The organism is Paenarthrobacter sp. TAF1, assembly GCF_052113825.1.
Taxonomy (GTDB): Bacteria; Actinomycetota; Actinomycetes; order Actinomycetales; family Micrococcaceae; genus Arthrobacter; species Arthrobacter nicotinovorans.
On the sequence record NZ_JBFRDO010000006.1, the window covers coordinates 49,599 to 65,558 of the forward strand.

Consider the following 15,960-nt stretch of genomic DNA (forward strand, 5'->3'; position numbering starts at 1 on the left):
TTTGGGACAATCGTTTGGTAAGATTTGTACTCAAACCTCAGAGGGAGTTTTCGACGATGCCAGGTAGATATAAAAGCAGCTCGGTCACGCTGAAAACGATTGCGCAGGCGGCGGGGCTCGACGTCTCGACAGTGTCGAGGGTTCTCAGCGGATCTCCTGATGAGGTTTCGCGTGCGGCATCACCGGCTACGGCAGCAGCAGTGCGTGATTGGGCTCAACGGCTCGGTTATCAACCCAACCCACACGCAAAGAGCCTGCGAACGGCGCGAAGCAATCTGATCGGAGTGCTGGTTCCCCGCTTGTCTGACATGGTGCTCGCCACTATCTACGAGGGGGTGGAGGACGCGGGCGCCCGCAATGGACTGGCCACGTTTGTAATGAACACTTATGACCGCCCCACGGAACAGCGCGCCAGGATTGATTTGGCTTTATCCCGCCACGTCGATGGCCTCATACTCGGTGACGCGCACCGGGACGCAGTGGTGCTGGATGAAGTGGCGGCCCGCGGGGTGCCTTTTGTTCTCGTGAGCCGGTACGCGTCCAAGTATCCATCCGTGACATGTGATGACTATCTGGGAGGCCGCCTTGTTGCCGAGCACTTTCTGGACCTTGGGCACGTGAACGTCGGCGTAGTCGCTGGCGAGCCTTTCGCCAGTACAGGCGTGGACCGGAGTAGTGGCTTTGTCGATACGTACCGGAAAGCGGGTATTGAAGTGTTGAAAGTGAATTCCGCCTTCGATGCGAGAGGCGGCCATGAGGCAGCGGAATACCTCCTCAAGCAAACCCCTAAGTTGACAGCCATTTTTGCTGTCAATGACTTTGCCGCTATCGGTGTTCTGGGCGCAGTGCGCGACGCGGGACTGCGTCCCGGCAGGGACGTAGCCGTGGCGGGCTACAACGACACTCAGCTCGCAGCCGAGTTGCCGTTGCCCTTAACCAGCGTGCGCTCACCACTGCACACCATGGGTACCCGGGGGCTGGAGTTGCTCGTGTCAGTTCTTCGTGGACAGAATCCGTCTTCTGAGCGCTTGGCTCCGGAGTTGGTCATCCGGGAATCAACACTTCTTCATGTCAGGAATAGCTAAATGCGCGCCTATCCCACATTAGAAGCGCCTATGGCTCCTACGGCAGCAACGCCGGTCGTCCTAGAGCGCGCAGAGCAAGTTACCAAGCTCCTTCGCGACTTGGTGAGGTGCGATGCTGTCTTGCTGTCGGCGTCGAATCCTTCCGGAGAACGACCCCAGCACCAGCAACTGGCCTCGGACGGCTATTCGGAGGACGCGGTGTCACAACTGCTTGAGAACTTCATCCCGGAAACCAAGAATCCAGGATTCGGAGTCGTGCGAAACCGAGTCCGTCAGGCTCTTCGATGGGCAGACCTCGATCGTGACTGGGACGTCCACTTTGCATTCACATCCCTGGCCGAAGATTATCTTCGACCGGCAGGCTTTAACGAAGGCATATCTGCGAGCCTTTGGTTGCCCGGAGGGCACCACGTGGGAGCCATCCATATGAACTGGGGGACGGCGCGGTCTGCTACAGAAGAAACCAAGAGAATCGTCGAACAGTTCCTTCCGGTGCTTGCTTCCGCCTGTGACCCATCGCAACCGCACCGGGTCTTGGCCGAAGAATTGCATGGCGACGCAAACGTAGCGGTGATGGCTGCAGGACTTGACCAAGCCATTGCTGGCCGTGAAGTAGGCATGACCCTGCGATCGGACGGTCCCTTGTGGCCACTACTTCTGCCGCTCGCCCCCTGCGGAGACAACAGCTACATCTGGATTGGAGATCAGGGGAGCTACCACAGAATCAGCATCACACGATGTATACAGAACGCCGCCCTTGTGGCGGAACGAGAAGTGTTACCGCCCTATGGGCTAACTCCCAGAGAGCTTCAGATCGTCACACTTCTTGCTGATGGCATCAGCAACCCTGAGATAGCCGATCACCTGGTAGTTAGCCGGCGAACGGTCTCAACTCACGTCGAACATATCCTTGCAAAGCTTCGGGTTTCATCCCGTGCTGAAGCGGCCGCTCTTGTTAGCCGCGAGGGACTGCGACTCATCCAAGCAGCCCCCAGGCGTTTGCCCGTCCCGTCTCAGAGAGCTTAGCCAAGGATGGTGACTCCTCCTCAGGAGGACAAGATACGTCAAGTGACCGATATTACTTAGGATCAAGCTTCCCTAGGCTGGGATTTGTCAACGATGACACCCCCAAAACATAGTCCTAAGTGAGGCATCATGGAACGCGCAGAGATTCATCGGCGGTCCCTTACTAATCTTCTTTTCGGCACGCTGTTCACCCTGATTTTCGTGCTGGCCTTGGCGCCACCGCTGTACATTGCACTTTCTGAAGAACACGCACTGGTTGCCGGTGTCCCCGGCTCCATCTGGTATCTCCTCTTGGTTTCAGCCGCACCCATCTTGGTGGCTTACGGCCTCTGGCGCGTTGAGGGACGACGGGGGGAGTTGGACTGATGCTTATCACTTTCGGAGTCCTCGCCGCGTTCTTTATGCTTATCGTCCTCGTGCTCCATAGGACCAAACATGGCCGCAGCGTCTCAAGCTTCAGCAGCTACGCGGTGGGCGAAAGATCGTTCTCCAGCTGGTTCGTGTCAATGGCTTACACCAATTCGTGGTGGCCCGGCTCCACGTTCACGGCGGTCTTCGGCTTTGCCGTCATCAGTGGTGTCATTGGACTCTATTTCCTCGTCTACTCCACCTTGGGCGTTCTCGCCATGTACTTCATAGCTCGACCAGTGTGGAAATGGGGCAAACAGTTCGACCTGCGCACCCAGTCAGACCTGCTGTCGCTGCGTTATAACAGCCCTGGCCTGAAACTGCTTAGCAGCGCTATCAGCGTTGTCGCGCTACTTCCCTGGCTCATCCTCGGACTCATTGCCATGGGTGCGGTCATCCAATGGGCTTCTCTGGGAAACCTCTCCTTCGAAGTCTCGATTCTGATCGGTATCGCAGTGCTCGTGATTCGCCAGTTCTGGACTGTGCAAATGGGCATGCGTGGACTGATCGTCACCGATATGGTTCAGGGGATCGTGGCATACATCGGTTCTGCCGTTCTGTGCTTGGGCCTGCTGATCTTCTACTTCGGCGGATTCTCGAATCTTGAACGGCTCACCACCGCGCAGCTAAGCCTTCCGGGTTACGGTTCAGAAAGCGGCGAATGGTTCTATTTCGGAATTGTTGCTTCCGGGATCATCGGCAGCTTGTGCTGGCCTATGATTTTCACCCGGATCTATACAGCCGGCAGTGTTCGGGAAGTCAAGAAGGGCTCCCTCCAAGCCATGGTCATCGGGTTTGTTTTCTTTGTGTTGCTTATGGCTGTTGCGCTTTGCGCCGCGCCCATGTCTCTTGCGTCGGCGGATCCGTTGTCGTCATTCTTCGCTCTCACGCAAGACGCGGGCGGAACCTGGCTCCTTGCCTTTGCCCTGCTCATCGTTTTTGCGGCCAGCATGGGATTTGTTGACGGAGTCACACAATCTCTTGGAACGCAGGTCGCCAACGACATAGTCGGCGTGATTCGGCCTCTGAGCGATAAGCAGGAACTCTATTTGGCCAAAGGATCCATGGCTGGCGCAGCCATCATTGCAGCAGTCATCGCAAATCAAATTTACGAGTGGTCAAACCTGGCCGGAGTGGCCCAGCTTGCCTACCAGGCGATCATCCAGCTGGCTGTACCGATCTTCGGTGGACTGATCTGGCGCCGAGGTAACAAGGATGGAGCAATTGCTGGGCTACTTATCGGCACAGTGATAGCCCTGGTGCTGACCATTCCGTACATGGACACGGGAGGCGCAGTTCCATGGCTCGGCGGGTTCGGAGCCGGCTTGGTCGGGTTGATCGTCAATCTAATTGTCTACGTCTTGGTCAGTTTCATCCGTAGAAGCAGCGACGTCGAGCTGGCGAGAGTAGACGGTCTCTTTCGTGCCGCCCGAGCCCGTGCAGAAGTGTTGGAGGACGCTTCTGTGTTGACGGATGCGAAACCAGTACCCAGTCATGAACCAGCATGACCTCCCGTGTAAGGCTCGAGGAACTGCCTCTGGCCAACGGGTCTGACAATAGGAAAGAAAGTAATACGCACATGAGCAAGATCGAACAGACCGTAAGCATCCCGCACCTTGGCGGATCAGTGGTTGGATACACGCTGAGCGGTGAATACAACCCGGATCTCCCCACGTTGGTGCTTATCAATTCCTACACCACATCGGCTGAACTCTATAGGCCCCAGTTCGCCAACACCGCCCTGACATCGGCCGTAAACCTTCTTGCACTTGAACCTTACGGTCACGGCCGTACAAGAGCGGCCTACCAGCACTTCACGTACTGGGACAGCGCCGTCGCCAACCTGCAGGTCCTTGCCGCTTTGGGTATCGACCAGGCCTTTGTACTGGGGACCTCACAGGGAGGATGGATAGCGGCGCGCATGGCGTTGTTGGCGCCGGAAGTAGTCCGGGGAATCATTCCGCTGGGTTCGTCCATGGATTCGGAGACCCTCCAGAGCCGGCAGCTCGGATGTTGGGATGCCCTAGAATTCTGCACGCCTTTCATTGAAGCCTTCGCAGAACCGGTACCGGACGAATGGGTGGTACCGGAGCAGTTCGTCGACGACACCTTTGACGCGGCTCTGGGCGGACTCTCACCTGACGAACGCGAATTCTGGCTAGCTACCTACCGTACCAACTACTCCGGAGACGGCGGTCGCCGACGGCTGTTGCTCAGCACCATTAACCTCAGGGACCGCGACGGGCTTCATGGACGACTGCACGACATTACCTCACCTGTGCTGTGGCTGCACGGCTCAGAGGACAAGGTCTATTCCGTGGCCAACGCAGAAAAAGAAATACTCATGTTCACTGGTGCGACGGAGGTCCGTCTGGAGGTCATCGAAGGCGGCCATCACTTCCTGAGTGCTTCAAAGCCCGCAGAGGTTGACTCGGCAGTTCTTGAGTTCATCAAAAGCTGGTCCTAAACACATCAGTGGGCCAGGCCATGGCGCCTGCCCACTGATGTAATTTGCTCAAGGGATGGCCGTTAGGCAGCTTCAATCCTGACTGTGCAGTACGAATTGGCAGTTGGAGGAGCCAGCGGCCGCTACGGAAATCGGATCGAAGTTCATGGAAACCAACATTAAAATCCCGGATGTGCACTCAACGGGGGACTACCACGTTTGCAAATTGGGCTATGACGATTGGGTGCATCTCAACGAGGGGGACAGGGTGCTCGTCCAAGTCCCTGGGTCTCCGCTCCAAAACGCCACCGTCGACGACATAGGTGATGATGCCTCCTATTTCTGGTTATGGATCGACGGGTACGGCCGCAAGATGACTTTTGATGGCGACAACTCAACGATTTTCAAGTTGACTGAATCGCCCCGGTAAGCCGGCGCCTCCGGGCTTGGGCTGCTAATGGCTGGATTACCTACGAATGGCGCTGTAGCCAGCAGGGATGCTAAGTCGCGAGAGCCGGACATCATTCCACCCCTTATCTGCGCCCCCGGCACCCCGGCACCCCGCCACTGAGGCCAGAGCGATCGACCGAATTGACGCCGATCACAAGAATCTCTTCAGCAATTGGTGCTGCAGTCCCGAGAAACCGAAGGAGCTAGCGATGATTGAGATCGAGGAAACCCCGGGCACGCCCACATTGCAGGAGCTTCTACGTGAATCGCCTAAGAATTGGGACAAGTGGGGACCCGAGGATGAAGTCGGCTCCTTGAATTACCTTACAGTCGAAGAAGCTCAGCGAGGTGCGGCGGAAATCCGTACCGGGAAGAGTTTTACTCTGGCCATTCCAATTGGCAATCCAGAAGGCGATCCGATCTGGCCCGGCCGAAAGACGGCAGTGAGGACTAACGTCATGGACCGGGGAAATTTTCTCTGTGGGACAGGCCCTAGCTTCAATGGCGATCTTGAATACGCCGATGATGTGATCACCATGTATCTTCAGGGAACCAGTCAGTACGACGCGTTGGGGCATATGTGGTACGGCGAAAAAATCTACAATGGATATGCCGCAGAGACAACCATCGGGAGCCTGAAGAAGGCCAGCATCTTCCCGATAGCAGAACGCGGAATCGTGGGAAGGGGCGTCCTCATCGACATGGCGCGCTTTCGGGGCAAAGCGGCCTTGGAAAGAGGCGAAACCTTCTCCCATGAGGACCTGCTGGCTGCCGCGTCAGCACAGGGTGTCACCATCCATAAACGCGACATACTACTAATTCGCACAGGCTGGATCGGCTCCTATTACAGAACGGAGGAACCCGAGTTCTACCGCGACTTCCTAGAACCTGGGCTGACCTACTCCCCGCAGCTAGTGGAGTGGTTCCGAGATATGGAGATACCCAACCTAGTCACTGATACCATCGGCAACGAGGTCACCCGCGACCCGGTCAGCGGAGTTGACCTTCCACTGCACAACGCGCTCATGCGTAACCTCGGCATCGCATTTACGGAAATCATCGCCTTGGATAAACTTGCCGACGATTGCTCCTCTGACGGGCAATGGACTTTCCTCTACACCGCCGCCCCTATGAAGATTGTTGGCGGCTCGGGCGCACCGGTTAACCCTGTCGTTATTAAGTAGCCCGTCCACCAGCGTTGTGGCCGCGCTCAAAGGGGCCCGCCCGACGCAGAGCTAGAGACTGAGTCTGCGTGATCTGCTAGCGCAGATAATTGGACGTTCCGTCTTGGGAGTGGCCGTAAGGGGCTTGGTCATGTTCTTCGGTGCCGTCTCGGCCATGTACTTGATGAAGGAGGTGCTCCCACTGTGTCGAGTTATTCATCGTTCTGGCGGGTCGAGTTCCGTCGCGTTTCGAGTTGTTCGACCGACCGGCGAGAGTCCTTCTTTGGGCGTCGGGGGCTCATCCTGACCGGAGGCTTCACGTGTACTGAGAGGTGCCATCCTGCAGGCGATCTGCAGAGGCGGCAGCGCCCGTTCCCGGCGCAGGCTATGAATGCGCAGGGACGCATCGAGTCCCCGTTTTCGGTGCTCGATCGAGGCAAAAAAGAAGTGTGGACAATGTCCACACTTTCTACCTCGGACTGGCTCGTACAGCCATCGGACCGGCCCGGATTCCGCATGTTTCCGCCACTTCCCAGTATTCCCAAGGCTTGGAATCGCCTTCGAGTCCCACCTCCGGCACGGCATACCCCCTCGTCAGAGGGAGTTTTTGCTTCTAAGTGTTGACAATTGTTGACACGAGTCTCTGATGTGTGATGCCGGCTTGTGCCTGGCCCCCGGTTGACGTGTTCAGTTGTGGGGGGAGCGGGTTCAGAGTCTTGGCTGGTGGGCCCTCCGCTTGCTCTGAACTGAGGTTATGCGTTCCTCTCCTGGTTCTTCAGGTAGGTCGTGGCTGGCCTACACCTCTTCATGGGTAGGGGTGATGTGCGCAACATGACCTAAGGAACGTGTTCATGGGAGGGGTGATTCGAAGGATTGTCACCCGGCGGGGCTGCCCGGGCGACTGCGATTGCGTCCACGTTCACATTGATGGAGTGAGGGGCCGAACACTCGTTCGCTGAAGCAAAGTTAGCGTGTGACTGGGTCAGAGCTCCAGGCCCAACACCGTTCGCGACAGCACCACGGCTTTGTCTGCCATGGATTCGAGCTCTGCGTCGTCATACTCGTCCGGCGCCCAGCGTGTTGCTCCTTCCAGGAGGGTCACCACAATCCGGACCTTCTCTTCGGGGTTTGTGTAGCCCATGTCTCGCGCGGCCGCCGCGTACATGTCTTCATGCAGGGAGACCCAGTCGTTCACCTGGGTGCGCAGCTCCGAGGGGAGAATTGCGGCCATTCTGTCAGTGGCCACTAGCAGGTCCCAGAGATTGCTCTCGGGAAGCCTCACTTGTCGCGTGAAATGCAGCCTCACCATAGCGTCCCAGAAGTCCGCTGCCGATTCCGCGTGATCAACGGCCTCGAGAAGTGCCAGGCCGAATTGGTGAAAGTGCCAGCGCAGTGATTCCGCCACGATCTCGTCCCTGCCGTTTGGGAAGTGCGAGTAGAGGCTTGGCGGCTTGATGTTGACAGCATTGGCGATGGTGCGCATCGACACGGAGCTGAACCCGTTGGCGATTGCCAACTCCAGGAAGGCCTTAAGAATGTGGCGCCTGGATGCTCCCTGGCCAGCCCAATCCCATTCCTCCAAGCGGTGGGCGAACGTGTCGCGGGCGGACTTATAGGACGTGCTGCTCATGATCTGACCCTAACAGTCTGGCGTGAAGTACTCGGTTGATCGCGGCGGAAGGCGAGTTCAAATTTCAGTCCAACTCTACAGAAACTCTTGGCTAACGAGCATTAGTTAGGTACTCTGAAAGAGGCGCATAGCAGCTCCCGCTGACTCCGCCTTCATCACTGTCAGAGCGGAAGGACCGAATCATGAACATCGAGGATTCGAGCCGGGGGACTCACAGGACTCACCAGAACACCGTCATTCTTGGCAGCGGCCTGTCGGGCATGGTTGGCGCCTACATCCGCGCCAAGGCGCTGGAAGACGACGCCGCCAACGACCCAAGCTGGCAGGCGGAACAGGCGTTCCGCCCGACCAACCAGCGCTGGGGAAGCAAGTGGTTCGCTTCCCGACGCGGCGGCACCGCCGTCGCTTCCTGAAACTCTCCAGTCCACGAAGGAACGTGTTTGACATGGCCTCCGCCGAAGTCCTATCTCCTTGGCTGCCACACGAGGCGCTGCGCCAAACTGACCGGGTACGCGAACTCTTCTTGATGCAGCCCCATGCTGACCTCACCGGGATCCGGCCCATTGTGGCTCGGTCCTGGTACAGAAGCCGTGCCGCCGGCGTCGATGCCGTAGCCGACCGGGGATTCTTTGATGAAGGGCGGGTAGACGAGTACACCATCGGTGCTGCGGGCCCTCACCTGCAGAAGCTGGACGAAGTCGCTGCCGACATGGGTGGTTACGTCAACTTGACTGCTCCCAATGGAGTCCTGGTCAAAGCGGACTTTCTTCGCGACGACGGCTTTCCCGCAGGATACTCGCTGCTGGAGGAGAGCTGCGGCAGCAACGGCGAGGGACTCGCTTTGGAAGAGGGCCGAGGCGTCTGGCTTGCACCGGAGGAGCACTTCCGCGAAGACATGCGGGGCAACTGGTGTTTTGCTTCCCTCGTCAGGGATCCGTTCCATAACAGGGTTCGAGCTGTCATCGGCCTGACTCTGCCTGCCAACCGCGTCTCTTCACTGGAGCCGTCGTCCACTTTGTTGATGCTCGAAGGGGTGGCCTCCCGAATAGAACGTGACATTGAGGTCAGAACGTCGTCGAAGGAGCGGGCGCTGCTCAGCGAATACTTGAGGGTCTCCCGTCGCCGTGGCAACCGTGCAGTCATTGCCCTTGACGGTAAGAACTCCCTGCTGAACGCGACGGCGACGGGGACGTTGGAGGACAACGACGTCTCAGTCATCTCCGGGTATGCGAAAGCAGTGATGTCCTCAGGGCGCGAACTGAATTGCGAGGTATCGCTCCAAGGCCCTGGGCTGTCCACCTTGGAAGTCTTGCCAGTGACGTTGTCAGCGGCCAATGTCGGGGCAATCGTGGTGGTCCGTCCACATTCGCCTACCAAAGAACGCACGGGCAAAGCTGGAATGGTTGATGTCAAGCCGCAGACCTCCCTGCCTGACGCCGGGGACCGTCTCTTGAAGCATCTCGATGGGACGAGCATGGGATTCAAGCGCACCTTGAATCTTGCACGTAAGGCTGTGGAGCAGGAGCGTTCAGTCGTCATCATCGGCGAGCTTGGCAGCGGAAAGCGCCGGCTTGCCGGCGCCATCGCAGAAACACGTGGCCAGCACCTGGTAGTAGACGCCAGAGGTGGCGCGCTCCGAAATCCCCAACTAAGGGATGTCACACACCGCGTATCCACCGAGCTGCCATCGACGTTGATTGTTGAACATGCTGACGAACTTTCCCAAAGCGAAGCGACCGAGCTCGCCCGGAACCTTCGTGGCAATGCAACCACCAAGCTCGCATTTACGATCACCCACCCGACAGACGCCACCCTGATACTCTCCGAGACGTTCAACGTGCTGGAGATTTCTGTTGAGCCGCTGCGTAATAGGCGGGAGGACATTCCGCAACTTGCGAATGCAATCGCAGAAGAGATGGGGGACCGAAGGTTGTCCCGCCGGCTTCTGACGACACTCACACACGCTGACTGGCCGAGAAACATTGATCAGCTACGGGCCGTGGTGTCCAATGCTGTCGAACGGGCAGGTGGAGCCGAGGTAACCGTAGACGACCTTCCTCAGGGGTTCCACAGGGTCTTGACCAAAGGACGGTTGTCACGGCTGGAGGACGCCGAACTGAGCGAACTCCGGACGGCCCTCCAGGAGGCCTCCGGAAACCGGAGCCTGGCTGCCGAGACTTTGCAGATCGGCCGTTCCACCCTTTACCGCCGGATGGACTACTTCCGCAGCAGAGGCTTCGACCTCTAACCCCGAAACCGTGTAGTGAAGCAGCCGGCCGCGCTAGTGGCCGGCTGCTTCTGGGCTGTGCCCACCCTGACGGCAACCGGTGGGACACTGTCCCACCTCGGTGTCTCGATTTGGTACGGATGAGCCCGGCCAGATCGCGTTGTACTTGAAATCACCCGGACACCGGCACCCTTTCAAGGGGTGGTTGGCAGATGAAGAGGGTACAAAACGAACAGGACGACGACTATGACCCGCGATGCCCAGGGAACCATTCTTGTGGCCCCCCATCACTTTCCGAACCTGGACCGCGAGCACGCGCTCGCGAAGGAGTTCGGTTACACACTCAACCCGGCTATCGACGTCGAAGCCTTCAGGGAGGGACTTCCCGAAGCCGACATTGTGATGATCACCCCCTATGCGAAACTCACGGCAGCGGACTTCCCGGTGATGTCCAAGTGCAAGGCCGTCATCAGGTACGGAATCGGCTACGACAACATCGATGTTGCTGCAGCCACGGCGGCGGACATCCCGGTGTCGATTGTTCCCGGCACGGCTTCGGAGGAAGTGGCTTCGCACGCTTTCGCCATGGGCTTGGCGTTGGCTCGCAGATTGCCCGCTGGCGATGCATCCATCCGTGACCTCGGTTGGGCAGGGACTATCGGCTACGACACGCCGGTATTGTCCGAGCTGGAGGTTGGTGTTCTGGGAATGGGCCGGATCGGCCAGCACGTAGCCCGTATGTACAAGGCCGTCGGAGCACAGGTCCGGGCTTACGACCCCTTCGTGACGGAGAGCTTTGTGGACCTGACGTCTCTGGATGACATTTTGGAAAATTCCGACGTCGTCTCCCTGCACCTGCCGCTGTCCGCGGATACCGCGAACCTGATCTCCGAGGATGTTCTGGCACGCATGCGCAAGGGCGCGGTAGTGGTCAATGTATCCCGCGGCGGTCTCATTGAGGAGTCAGCCCTCGCCGAGGCACTCACCTCCGGCCATATCGCAGGTGCTGGCATCGACACCTTCGCCGAAGAGCCGCTCGCGGCGGAACACCCACTTCGCTCAGCACCCAACATCATCCTGACGCCCCACATTGCCTGGCGTTCCAACCGCTCCACGGGCGCACTTCAAGAGGGTGCCGTGGAACGTGTCCGCCTGGCCCTGACCGGGCAACCGCTGATCGACCTCGTGAACTGAAGACTGGAGAGAACCAAGTGGGAACAGAACACCAGAAAACCATGACGCAGAGCCATCCTTCGGAGGATCCGCATTTGCGCAGGGGGCCTCGCGGATTCCCTCTACTGCCTGGCGGCTATGGCCGCTCGACGTACTACACGGGAGCACCGAGCCCGTATGCCATCCGAGGCGAGGGCTACCGCGTCTGGGATGACCGCGGCCACGAACTGATCGATGCGAACAACAACTTCACCTCATTGATCCATGGCAACGCGCACCCGGAAATTACCGAGGCCGCGACGAAGGCACTCACCGCCGGCGCCAGTTGGGGAATCCCCAACCTCTACGAGTGGGAACTGGCGGACCTCCTGCTGTCCCGCCTGCCAGACCTTGACCAAGTGCGATTCGCCAACTCCGGCACCGAAGCCGTGATGTCCGCAATCCGCATTGCCCGGGCCAGCACAGGGCGGGAACGAGTAATCGTCACCAAGGGCGGCTACCACGGGACGTCTGAGGTAGCCCTGGTCCCCGGCGGACCGGCCTACCAGCGTGGAGTGACCCGCGGCGTGATCAACGATGTCACAGCGGTGCCCCTCAACGACGTCGATGTCCTGCGTCAGGAGGTCGAAGCCGCCCCTGACTCTTACGCCGCTATCATCCTGGACCTGCTGCCCAACAGGGCCGGCCTTCTCAGCATCTCCGAGGAGTTCGTGCACACCGCGAGGGACCTCGCGACGCAGTACGGGATTGTCCTGATCATTGACGAGGTCATCAGCCTGCGCCTGGGCTTCAACGGCTTCAGCGGTGAGTATGGTGTTTCCCCTGATTTGCTCACCACGGGCAAGTTGATTGGCGGTGGCTTCCCTGTCGGCGCTGTGGCCGGAAAGGCTGAGCTGATGGCCGAAGTTGATCCGACCCGTCCGGGCAGCTTGCCGCACGGCGGAACGTTCTCCGGCAACCCGGTCAGCATGGCCGCGGGGTCGGTCGCCTTGCGCCTCTTCACCCAAGAGGAAGTAAAAAGGCTGAATCACCTGGGCGACGCGACCCGGGACACGGTGAATGCGAAGATCGCCGACGCTGGCTGGGAAGTGCGCGGCCGCGGCTCGCTGCTGCGCGCGGTTCCGGCTGGTGCGGAGAAAGTTGACGAGCAGACTCAGCACGAGCTGTGGTGGGCCTCGTACGAGCGCGGCTTGCTCGGTTCACCAGCAAACCTGCTGTCCTTGTCCACCCCTATGGACGAAAAGGTTGCGGGGGACATCGCTGACCGCCTGGCCGACGCCGTGCTTGCCGTTGCGGGCCGCACGTCGGCAACGGAAGGCAGGAAGTAACCATGAAGATCGTTTCTTACCTCCACGAGTCAGGGGTCCGCGGGGGAGTCGTGATCGATGATGCTGTCTACGATCTGGAGTTGCTCCTTCAAGGCTCCACTGAGGCGGTCCATGGGGCTACCACTTCGGTCCGTGAGTTCCTGGAGCTCTACGGCGACCGCATCCCTGCAATTTCGGCCGGAATCATTGGTCTTGCCGCGCAGGATCCGGTGGCGCGGGTCGGCGCGTTGAACGACGTCAGGTTGAGCGCCCCCGTCCCGGACCCCACGAAGGTACTTTGCATTGGGCTCAACTACAAAGACCATGTGGCGGAAACCGGGCGCGCGTTTCCTGAGTACCCGGATGTCTTCGCAAAATTTGCCTCCACCATGGTTGGCCCGGAAGACGAAATCGGCGGCGCCCGTATCAGCAGTAACCTCGATTTCGAGGGTGAAGTTGCCATAGTCATCGGCCGCCGTGCCAGCGAGGTCTCCGAGGGCGAGGCTCTTGATTTCGTCGCGGCCCTTGCCCCACTGAACGATGTCACGGCACGCGATCTCCAGTACCGAGGGACGCAGTGGCTGGCAGGCAAAGCCGTGGATGGCTCGACTCCCTGGGGGCCCGCGCTTGTCACCCTTGATGAAGTGGGAGATCCGCAGACGCTGGACATTGCAACCCGGGTGAACGGCATCGAAGTGCAGCGTTCCAACACCCAGTACCAGATCTTTTCCATCGCGCGCATCGTCTCCTACCTGTCGAGCTTCCTGACCCTCGAACCGGGAGACGTCATCGCCACGGGCACACCGCAAGGCATCGGTGCCAAGCGGAATCCTCCCGTCTGGCTCGAGCCGGGCGACACAGTGGAAATTGAGATCGAAAAGGTGGGGCTGCTCCGTAATCGCGTCGGCAAGCCCCAGATATAACCCGTCCAACTCGAAGAAAGTTAGAAGACCAATGAGCGAAGTACAGACACACCCAGGTGAAGCGAGGTACCGCATCGCCGTCGATACCGGTGGCACGTTTACGGACGTGGTGGTCGGCTCGAACAACGGCGACATGGCGGTTGGTAAGGCTTTGACCACCTATGACCGCGTTTTCACCGGCTTCGAAGCATCCGTTCGCCGGGCAGCCGAATCGGTTGGTTGGAGCGGCGATGAGGTCCTGCGCAACGCGGACGTGATCGTTTACGGAACCACGCACGCCACCAACGCAGTTCTGACAGGCAAAGTGGCCAAGACTGCCTTGTTGACTACCGACGGCTTTGCCGACACCTTGCTGCTGCGTGAAGGCGGCCGCCGTGATGCTTTTGACTCCAAGGCTGCCTACCCGCCGCCGTACATCCCCCGTCATCTGACGTTCGAAATCACCGAGCGTATCTCCGCTGAGGGCGACACCCTGGTGCCTCTCGACGAAGAGCAAGTGCGTGAGATTCTCGGTTCCTTCAAGGAGCAAGGTATCGAGGCGGTGGCCGTATCCTTCCTCTGGTCGATCATCAACGACGTCCACGAGAAGCGCGTCGCGGAACTCATCCAGGAGATCCTGCCTGGTGTTCCCTACACCTTGTCCAACGAGGCCAACCCAACCATTCGTGAGTACCGCCGCTCCTCGGCGGCGTCGATTGATGCATCCCTGAAGCCGCTCATGGCGGACCATCTAGGAAAGCTCCGGTCCGACCTCCAGGAGTACGGATTCGGAGGGGACCTGTTGGTGGTCACCTCCGAAGGCGCGGTCCTGGACGTCGTAGACGTACTTGACCGGCCGGTACTGTTGCTGAATTCCGGCCCGTCCATGGCTCCCCTGGTGGGCGCCGCGGCCGCCCCGGAGCGGGACACTGTAGTGGTCTGCGACATGGGCGGCACGACGTTTGACGTGTCGCTGGTTGAACAGGGAGTCATCCGTCACACGCGTGAAGCCTGGCTGGGGGAGCCTTTTGTGGGTCATTTGACGGGTCTGTCCTCCGTGGCGGTTTCCAGCATTGGCGCCGGTGGCGGCAGCATTGCATGGATCGACGGCGGCGGTTTGCTTCGTGTGGGTCCGCAAAGCGCCCGCAGTACTCCCGGACCCGCCGCCTACGGCCGCGGTGGCGAGGAACCCACTGTCACAGACGCCTGCGTCGCACTGGGTTACCTCGACGCAGATGGTTTTGAAGGTGGCTTCACACTGGACCGGGAGGCCGCTGTCCGCGCCATCGATACCCGCATCGCAGGACCGTTGAACATGGACACGCTGCAGGCAGCACAGGCCATCTTGGACGTTTCCGCCAACCACATGGCAACAGCCATCCGGCAGGCTTCCTTGGAACAGGGTGTCGACCCCCGGGGAGCACTGATCGTGGCAGGTGGTGGCGCAGGCGCCATGGTGGCGGCTGCCATCGGCGTCCTCCTTGAAGCAGACACTGTCCTGATTCCCGCGACCGCCGGCGTTCTCGCCGCATACGGCGCACACCGGGCACCCATCGCAACCGAGTTCCTCTCACCGCTGCACAACGACACCCGCAGCTTCAACGCCGGCTCCGCTTCCCGGGCTGTTGAGGACCTGACGGGCAAGGCCGAGGTCTTCGTGAAAAGGTTCGACGGCGTGGGCGACGCACCCAGCATCACCTACTTCGTCGATGCCCGCTACCCGGGTCAGGCCTGGGACTTGCGTGTCTATCTCGACGCTGCGCCCGATACCGCGGGCGACGCCGCCGGAATCATCGAGCGCGCCTTCCACGAAGAGCACGATCGCCGCAACGGCACCCACGATCCGGACAGCCGGGTGGAGATCATCACCTGGGGCGTCCGAGTGGAAATCCCACGGCCCGAGCACACCAAGGACCAAGCAGAGGGCAGCCGCGCAACCGAAGTCCACCGCACGGACTCCATCGTGTTCGGCGGCGAGAGCTTCAGCACCCAGCGGTACCGCGGCGTCACGCTTGCACCGCGGGACAAGATCGTTGGTCCTGCTGTCATCGACCAGCCCACAACCACCATCGTGGTGCCACCGGAGTGGAACGCCACGCTCGACGAACGATCCAACATCTACCTCACCCGTAAGGAGGCGTAA

At 59.6% G+C, this 15,960-nt stretch carries 14 protein-coding genes; 13 read left to right on the plus strand and 1 reads right to left on the minus strand.

The features are described from left to right. Positions 1–56: 56 nt before the first annotated feature. From AB4Y81_RS10805 to AB4Y81_RS10835, 7 genes are all read left to right on the plus strand, one after another. Positions 57–1,085: a LacI family DNA-binding transcriptional regulator gene (locus AB4Y81_RS10805; RefSeq protein WP_441995823.1), complete on the plus strand. Its 1,029-nt coding sequence runs from the start codon at positions 57–59 to the stop codon at positions 1,083–1,085. 618 nt (positions 1,086–1,703) lie between these two features. Further along, positions 1,704–2,111, plus strand: coding sequence for a response regulator transcription factor (locus AB4Y81_RS10810; protein ID WP_441995926.1), 408 nt, complete (start codon positions 1,704–1,706; stop codon positions 2,109–2,111). 129 nt (positions 2,112–2,240) lie between these two features. Next, positions 2,241–2,477 (plus strand): hypothetical protein, encoded by a 237-nt coding sequence (locus AB4Y81_RS10815; protein WP_311212262.1) that lies wholly within the window; start codon positions 2,241–2,243, stop codon positions 2,475–2,477. Beyond that, a complete protein-coding gene (locus tag AB4Y81_RS10820; RefSeq protein WP_441995824.1) occupies positions 2,477–4,027 on the plus strand; it encodes a sodium:solute symporter family protein in 1,551 nt (516 codons plus the stop codon). Before AB4Y81_RS10815 ends, AB4Y81_RS10820 begins: the two co-directional genes overlap by 1 nt. Before the next feature lie 71 nt (positions 4,028–4,098). Beyond that, positions 4,099–4,986, plus strand: coding sequence for an alpha/beta fold hydrolase (locus tag AB4Y81_RS10825; protein ID WP_441995825.1), 888 nt, complete (start codon positions 4,099–4,101; stop codon positions 4,984–4,986). Between the two features lie 145 nt (positions 4,987–5,131). Continuing rightward, the gene (locus AB4Y81_RS10830) at positions 5,132–5,395 is read left to right on the plus strand and encodes a hypothetical protein (RefSeq protein ID WP_441995826.1); all 264 of its coding nucleotides are present in this window, start codon (positions 5,132–5,134) and stop codon (positions 5,393–5,395) included. A gap of 229 nt (positions 5,396–5,624) precedes the next feature. Continuing rightward, positions 5,625–6,599, plus strand: coding sequence for a cyclase family protein (locus AB4Y81_RS10835; protein WP_441995827.1), 975 nt, complete (start codon positions 5,625–5,627; stop codon positions 6,597–6,599). 961 nt (positions 6,600–7,560) lie between these two features. On the opposite strand, the gene AB4Y81_RS10840 is transcribed toward AB4Y81_RS10835, so the two are convergent. Continuing rightward, positions 7,561–8,208: a TetR/AcrR family transcriptional regulator gene (locus tag AB4Y81_RS10840; RefSeq protein WP_441995828.1), complete on the minus strand. Its 648-nt coding sequence runs from the start codon at positions 8,206–8,208 to the stop codon at positions 7,561–7,563. 182 nt (positions 8,209–8,390) lie between these two features. Here AB4Y81_RS10840 and AB4Y81_RS10845 point away from each other — a divergent pair, with 182 nt between their 5' ends. The 6 genes from AB4Y81_RS10845 (at position 8,391) to AB4Y81_RS10870 (ending at position 15,960) form a co-directional block, all read left to right on the plus strand. Beyond that, positions 8,391–8,621 (plus strand): hypothetical protein, encoded by a 231-nt coding sequence (locus AB4Y81_RS10845; protein WP_441995829.1) that lies wholly within the window; start codon positions 8,391–8,393, stop codon positions 8,619–8,621. Positions 8,622–8,653: 32 nt separating this feature from the next. Next, positions 8,654–10,456 (plus strand): sigma-54-dependent Fis family transcriptional regulator, encoded by a 1,803-nt coding sequence (locus AB4Y81_RS10850; protein WP_441995830.1) that lies wholly within the window; start codon positions 8,654–8,656, stop codon positions 10,454–10,456. A gap of 225 nt (positions 10,457–10,681) precedes the next feature. Continuing rightward, positions 10,682–11,629 (plus strand): C-terminal binding protein, encoded by a 948-nt coding sequence (locus AB4Y81_RS10855; RefSeq protein WP_441995831.1) that lies wholly within the window; start codon positions 10,682–10,684, stop codon positions 11,627–11,629. A gap of 41 nt (positions 11,630–11,670) precedes the next feature. Then, complete coding sequence (locus AB4Y81_RS10860; RefSeq protein WP_441995832.1) at positions 11,671–12,936, plus strand: aspartate aminotransferase family protein; 1,266 nt, start codon at positions 11,671–11,673, stop codon at positions 12,934–12,936. A 2-nt stretch (positions 12,937–12,938) separates the two neighbouring features. Then, on the plus strand, positions 12,939–13,838 hold the full coding sequence (locus tag AB4Y81_RS10865; RefSeq protein ID WP_441995833.1) for a fumarylacetoacetate hydrolase family protein: 900 nt from the start codon (positions 12,939–12,941) through the stop codon (positions 13,836–13,838). Positions 13,839–13,869: 31 nt separating this feature from the next. Beyond that, complete coding sequence (locus tag AB4Y81_RS10870; RefSeq protein WP_413302837.1) at positions 13,870–15,960, plus strand: hydantoinase/oxoprolinase family protein; 2,091 nt, start codon at positions 13,870–13,872, stop codon at positions 15,958–15,960.

Coding starts and splice junctions, on each gene's coding strand:
- AB4Y81_RS10845 (WP_441995829.1), top strand. CDS start 8,391: ATGAACATCGAGGATTCGAGCCGGGGGACTCACAGGACTCACCAGAAC.
- AB4Y81_RS10850 (WP_441995830.1), top strand. CDS start 8,654: ATGGCCTCCGCCGAAGTCCTATCTCCTTGGCTGCCACACGAGGCGCTG.
- AB4Y81_RS10830 (WP_441995826.1), top strand. CDS start 5,132: ATGGAAACCAACATTAAAATCCCGGATGTGCACTCAACGGGGGACTAC.
- AB4Y81_RS10865 (WP_441995833.1), top strand. CDS start 12,939: ATGAAGATCGTTTCTTACCTCCACGAGTCAGGGGTCCGCGGGGGAGTC.
- AB4Y81_RS10810 (WP_441995926.1), top strand. CDS start 1,704: ATGACCCTGCGATCGGACGGTCCCTTGTGGCCACTACTTCTGCCGCTC.
- AB4Y81_RS10835 (WP_441995827.1), top strand. CDS start 5,625: ATGATTGAGATCGAGGAAACCCCGGGCACGCCCACATTGCAGGAGCTT.
- AB4Y81_RS10815 (WP_311212262.1), top strand. CDS start 2,241: ATGGAACGCGCAGAGATTCATCGGCGGTCCCTTACTAATCTTCTTTTC.
- AB4Y81_RS10840 (WP_441995828.1), bottom strand. CDS start 8,208: ATGAGCAGCACGTCCTATAAGTCCGCCCGCGACACGTTCGCCCACCGC.
- AB4Y81_RS10805 (WP_441995823.1), top strand. CDS start 57: ATGCCAGGTAGATATAAAAGCAGCTCGGTCACGCTGAAAACGATTGCG.
- AB4Y81_RS10825 (WP_441995825.1), top strand. CDS start 4,099: ATGAGCAAGATCGAACAGACCGTAAGCATCCCGCACCTTGGCGGATCA.
- AB4Y81_RS10855 (WP_441995831.1), top strand. CDS start 10,682: ATGACCCGCGATGCCCAGGGAACCATTCTTGTGGCCCCCCATCACTTT.
- AB4Y81_RS10860 (WP_441995832.1), top strand. CDS start 11,671: ATGACGCAGAGCCATCCTTCGGAGGATCCGCATTTGCGCAGGGGGCCT.
- AB4Y81_RS10870 (WP_413302837.1), top strand. CDS start 13,870: ATGAGCGAAGTACAGACACACCCAGGTGAAGCGAGGTACCGCATCGCC.
- AB4Y81_RS10820 (WP_441995824.1), top strand. CDS start 2,477: ATGCTTATCACTTTCGGAGTCCTCGCCGCGTTCTTTATGCTTATCGTC.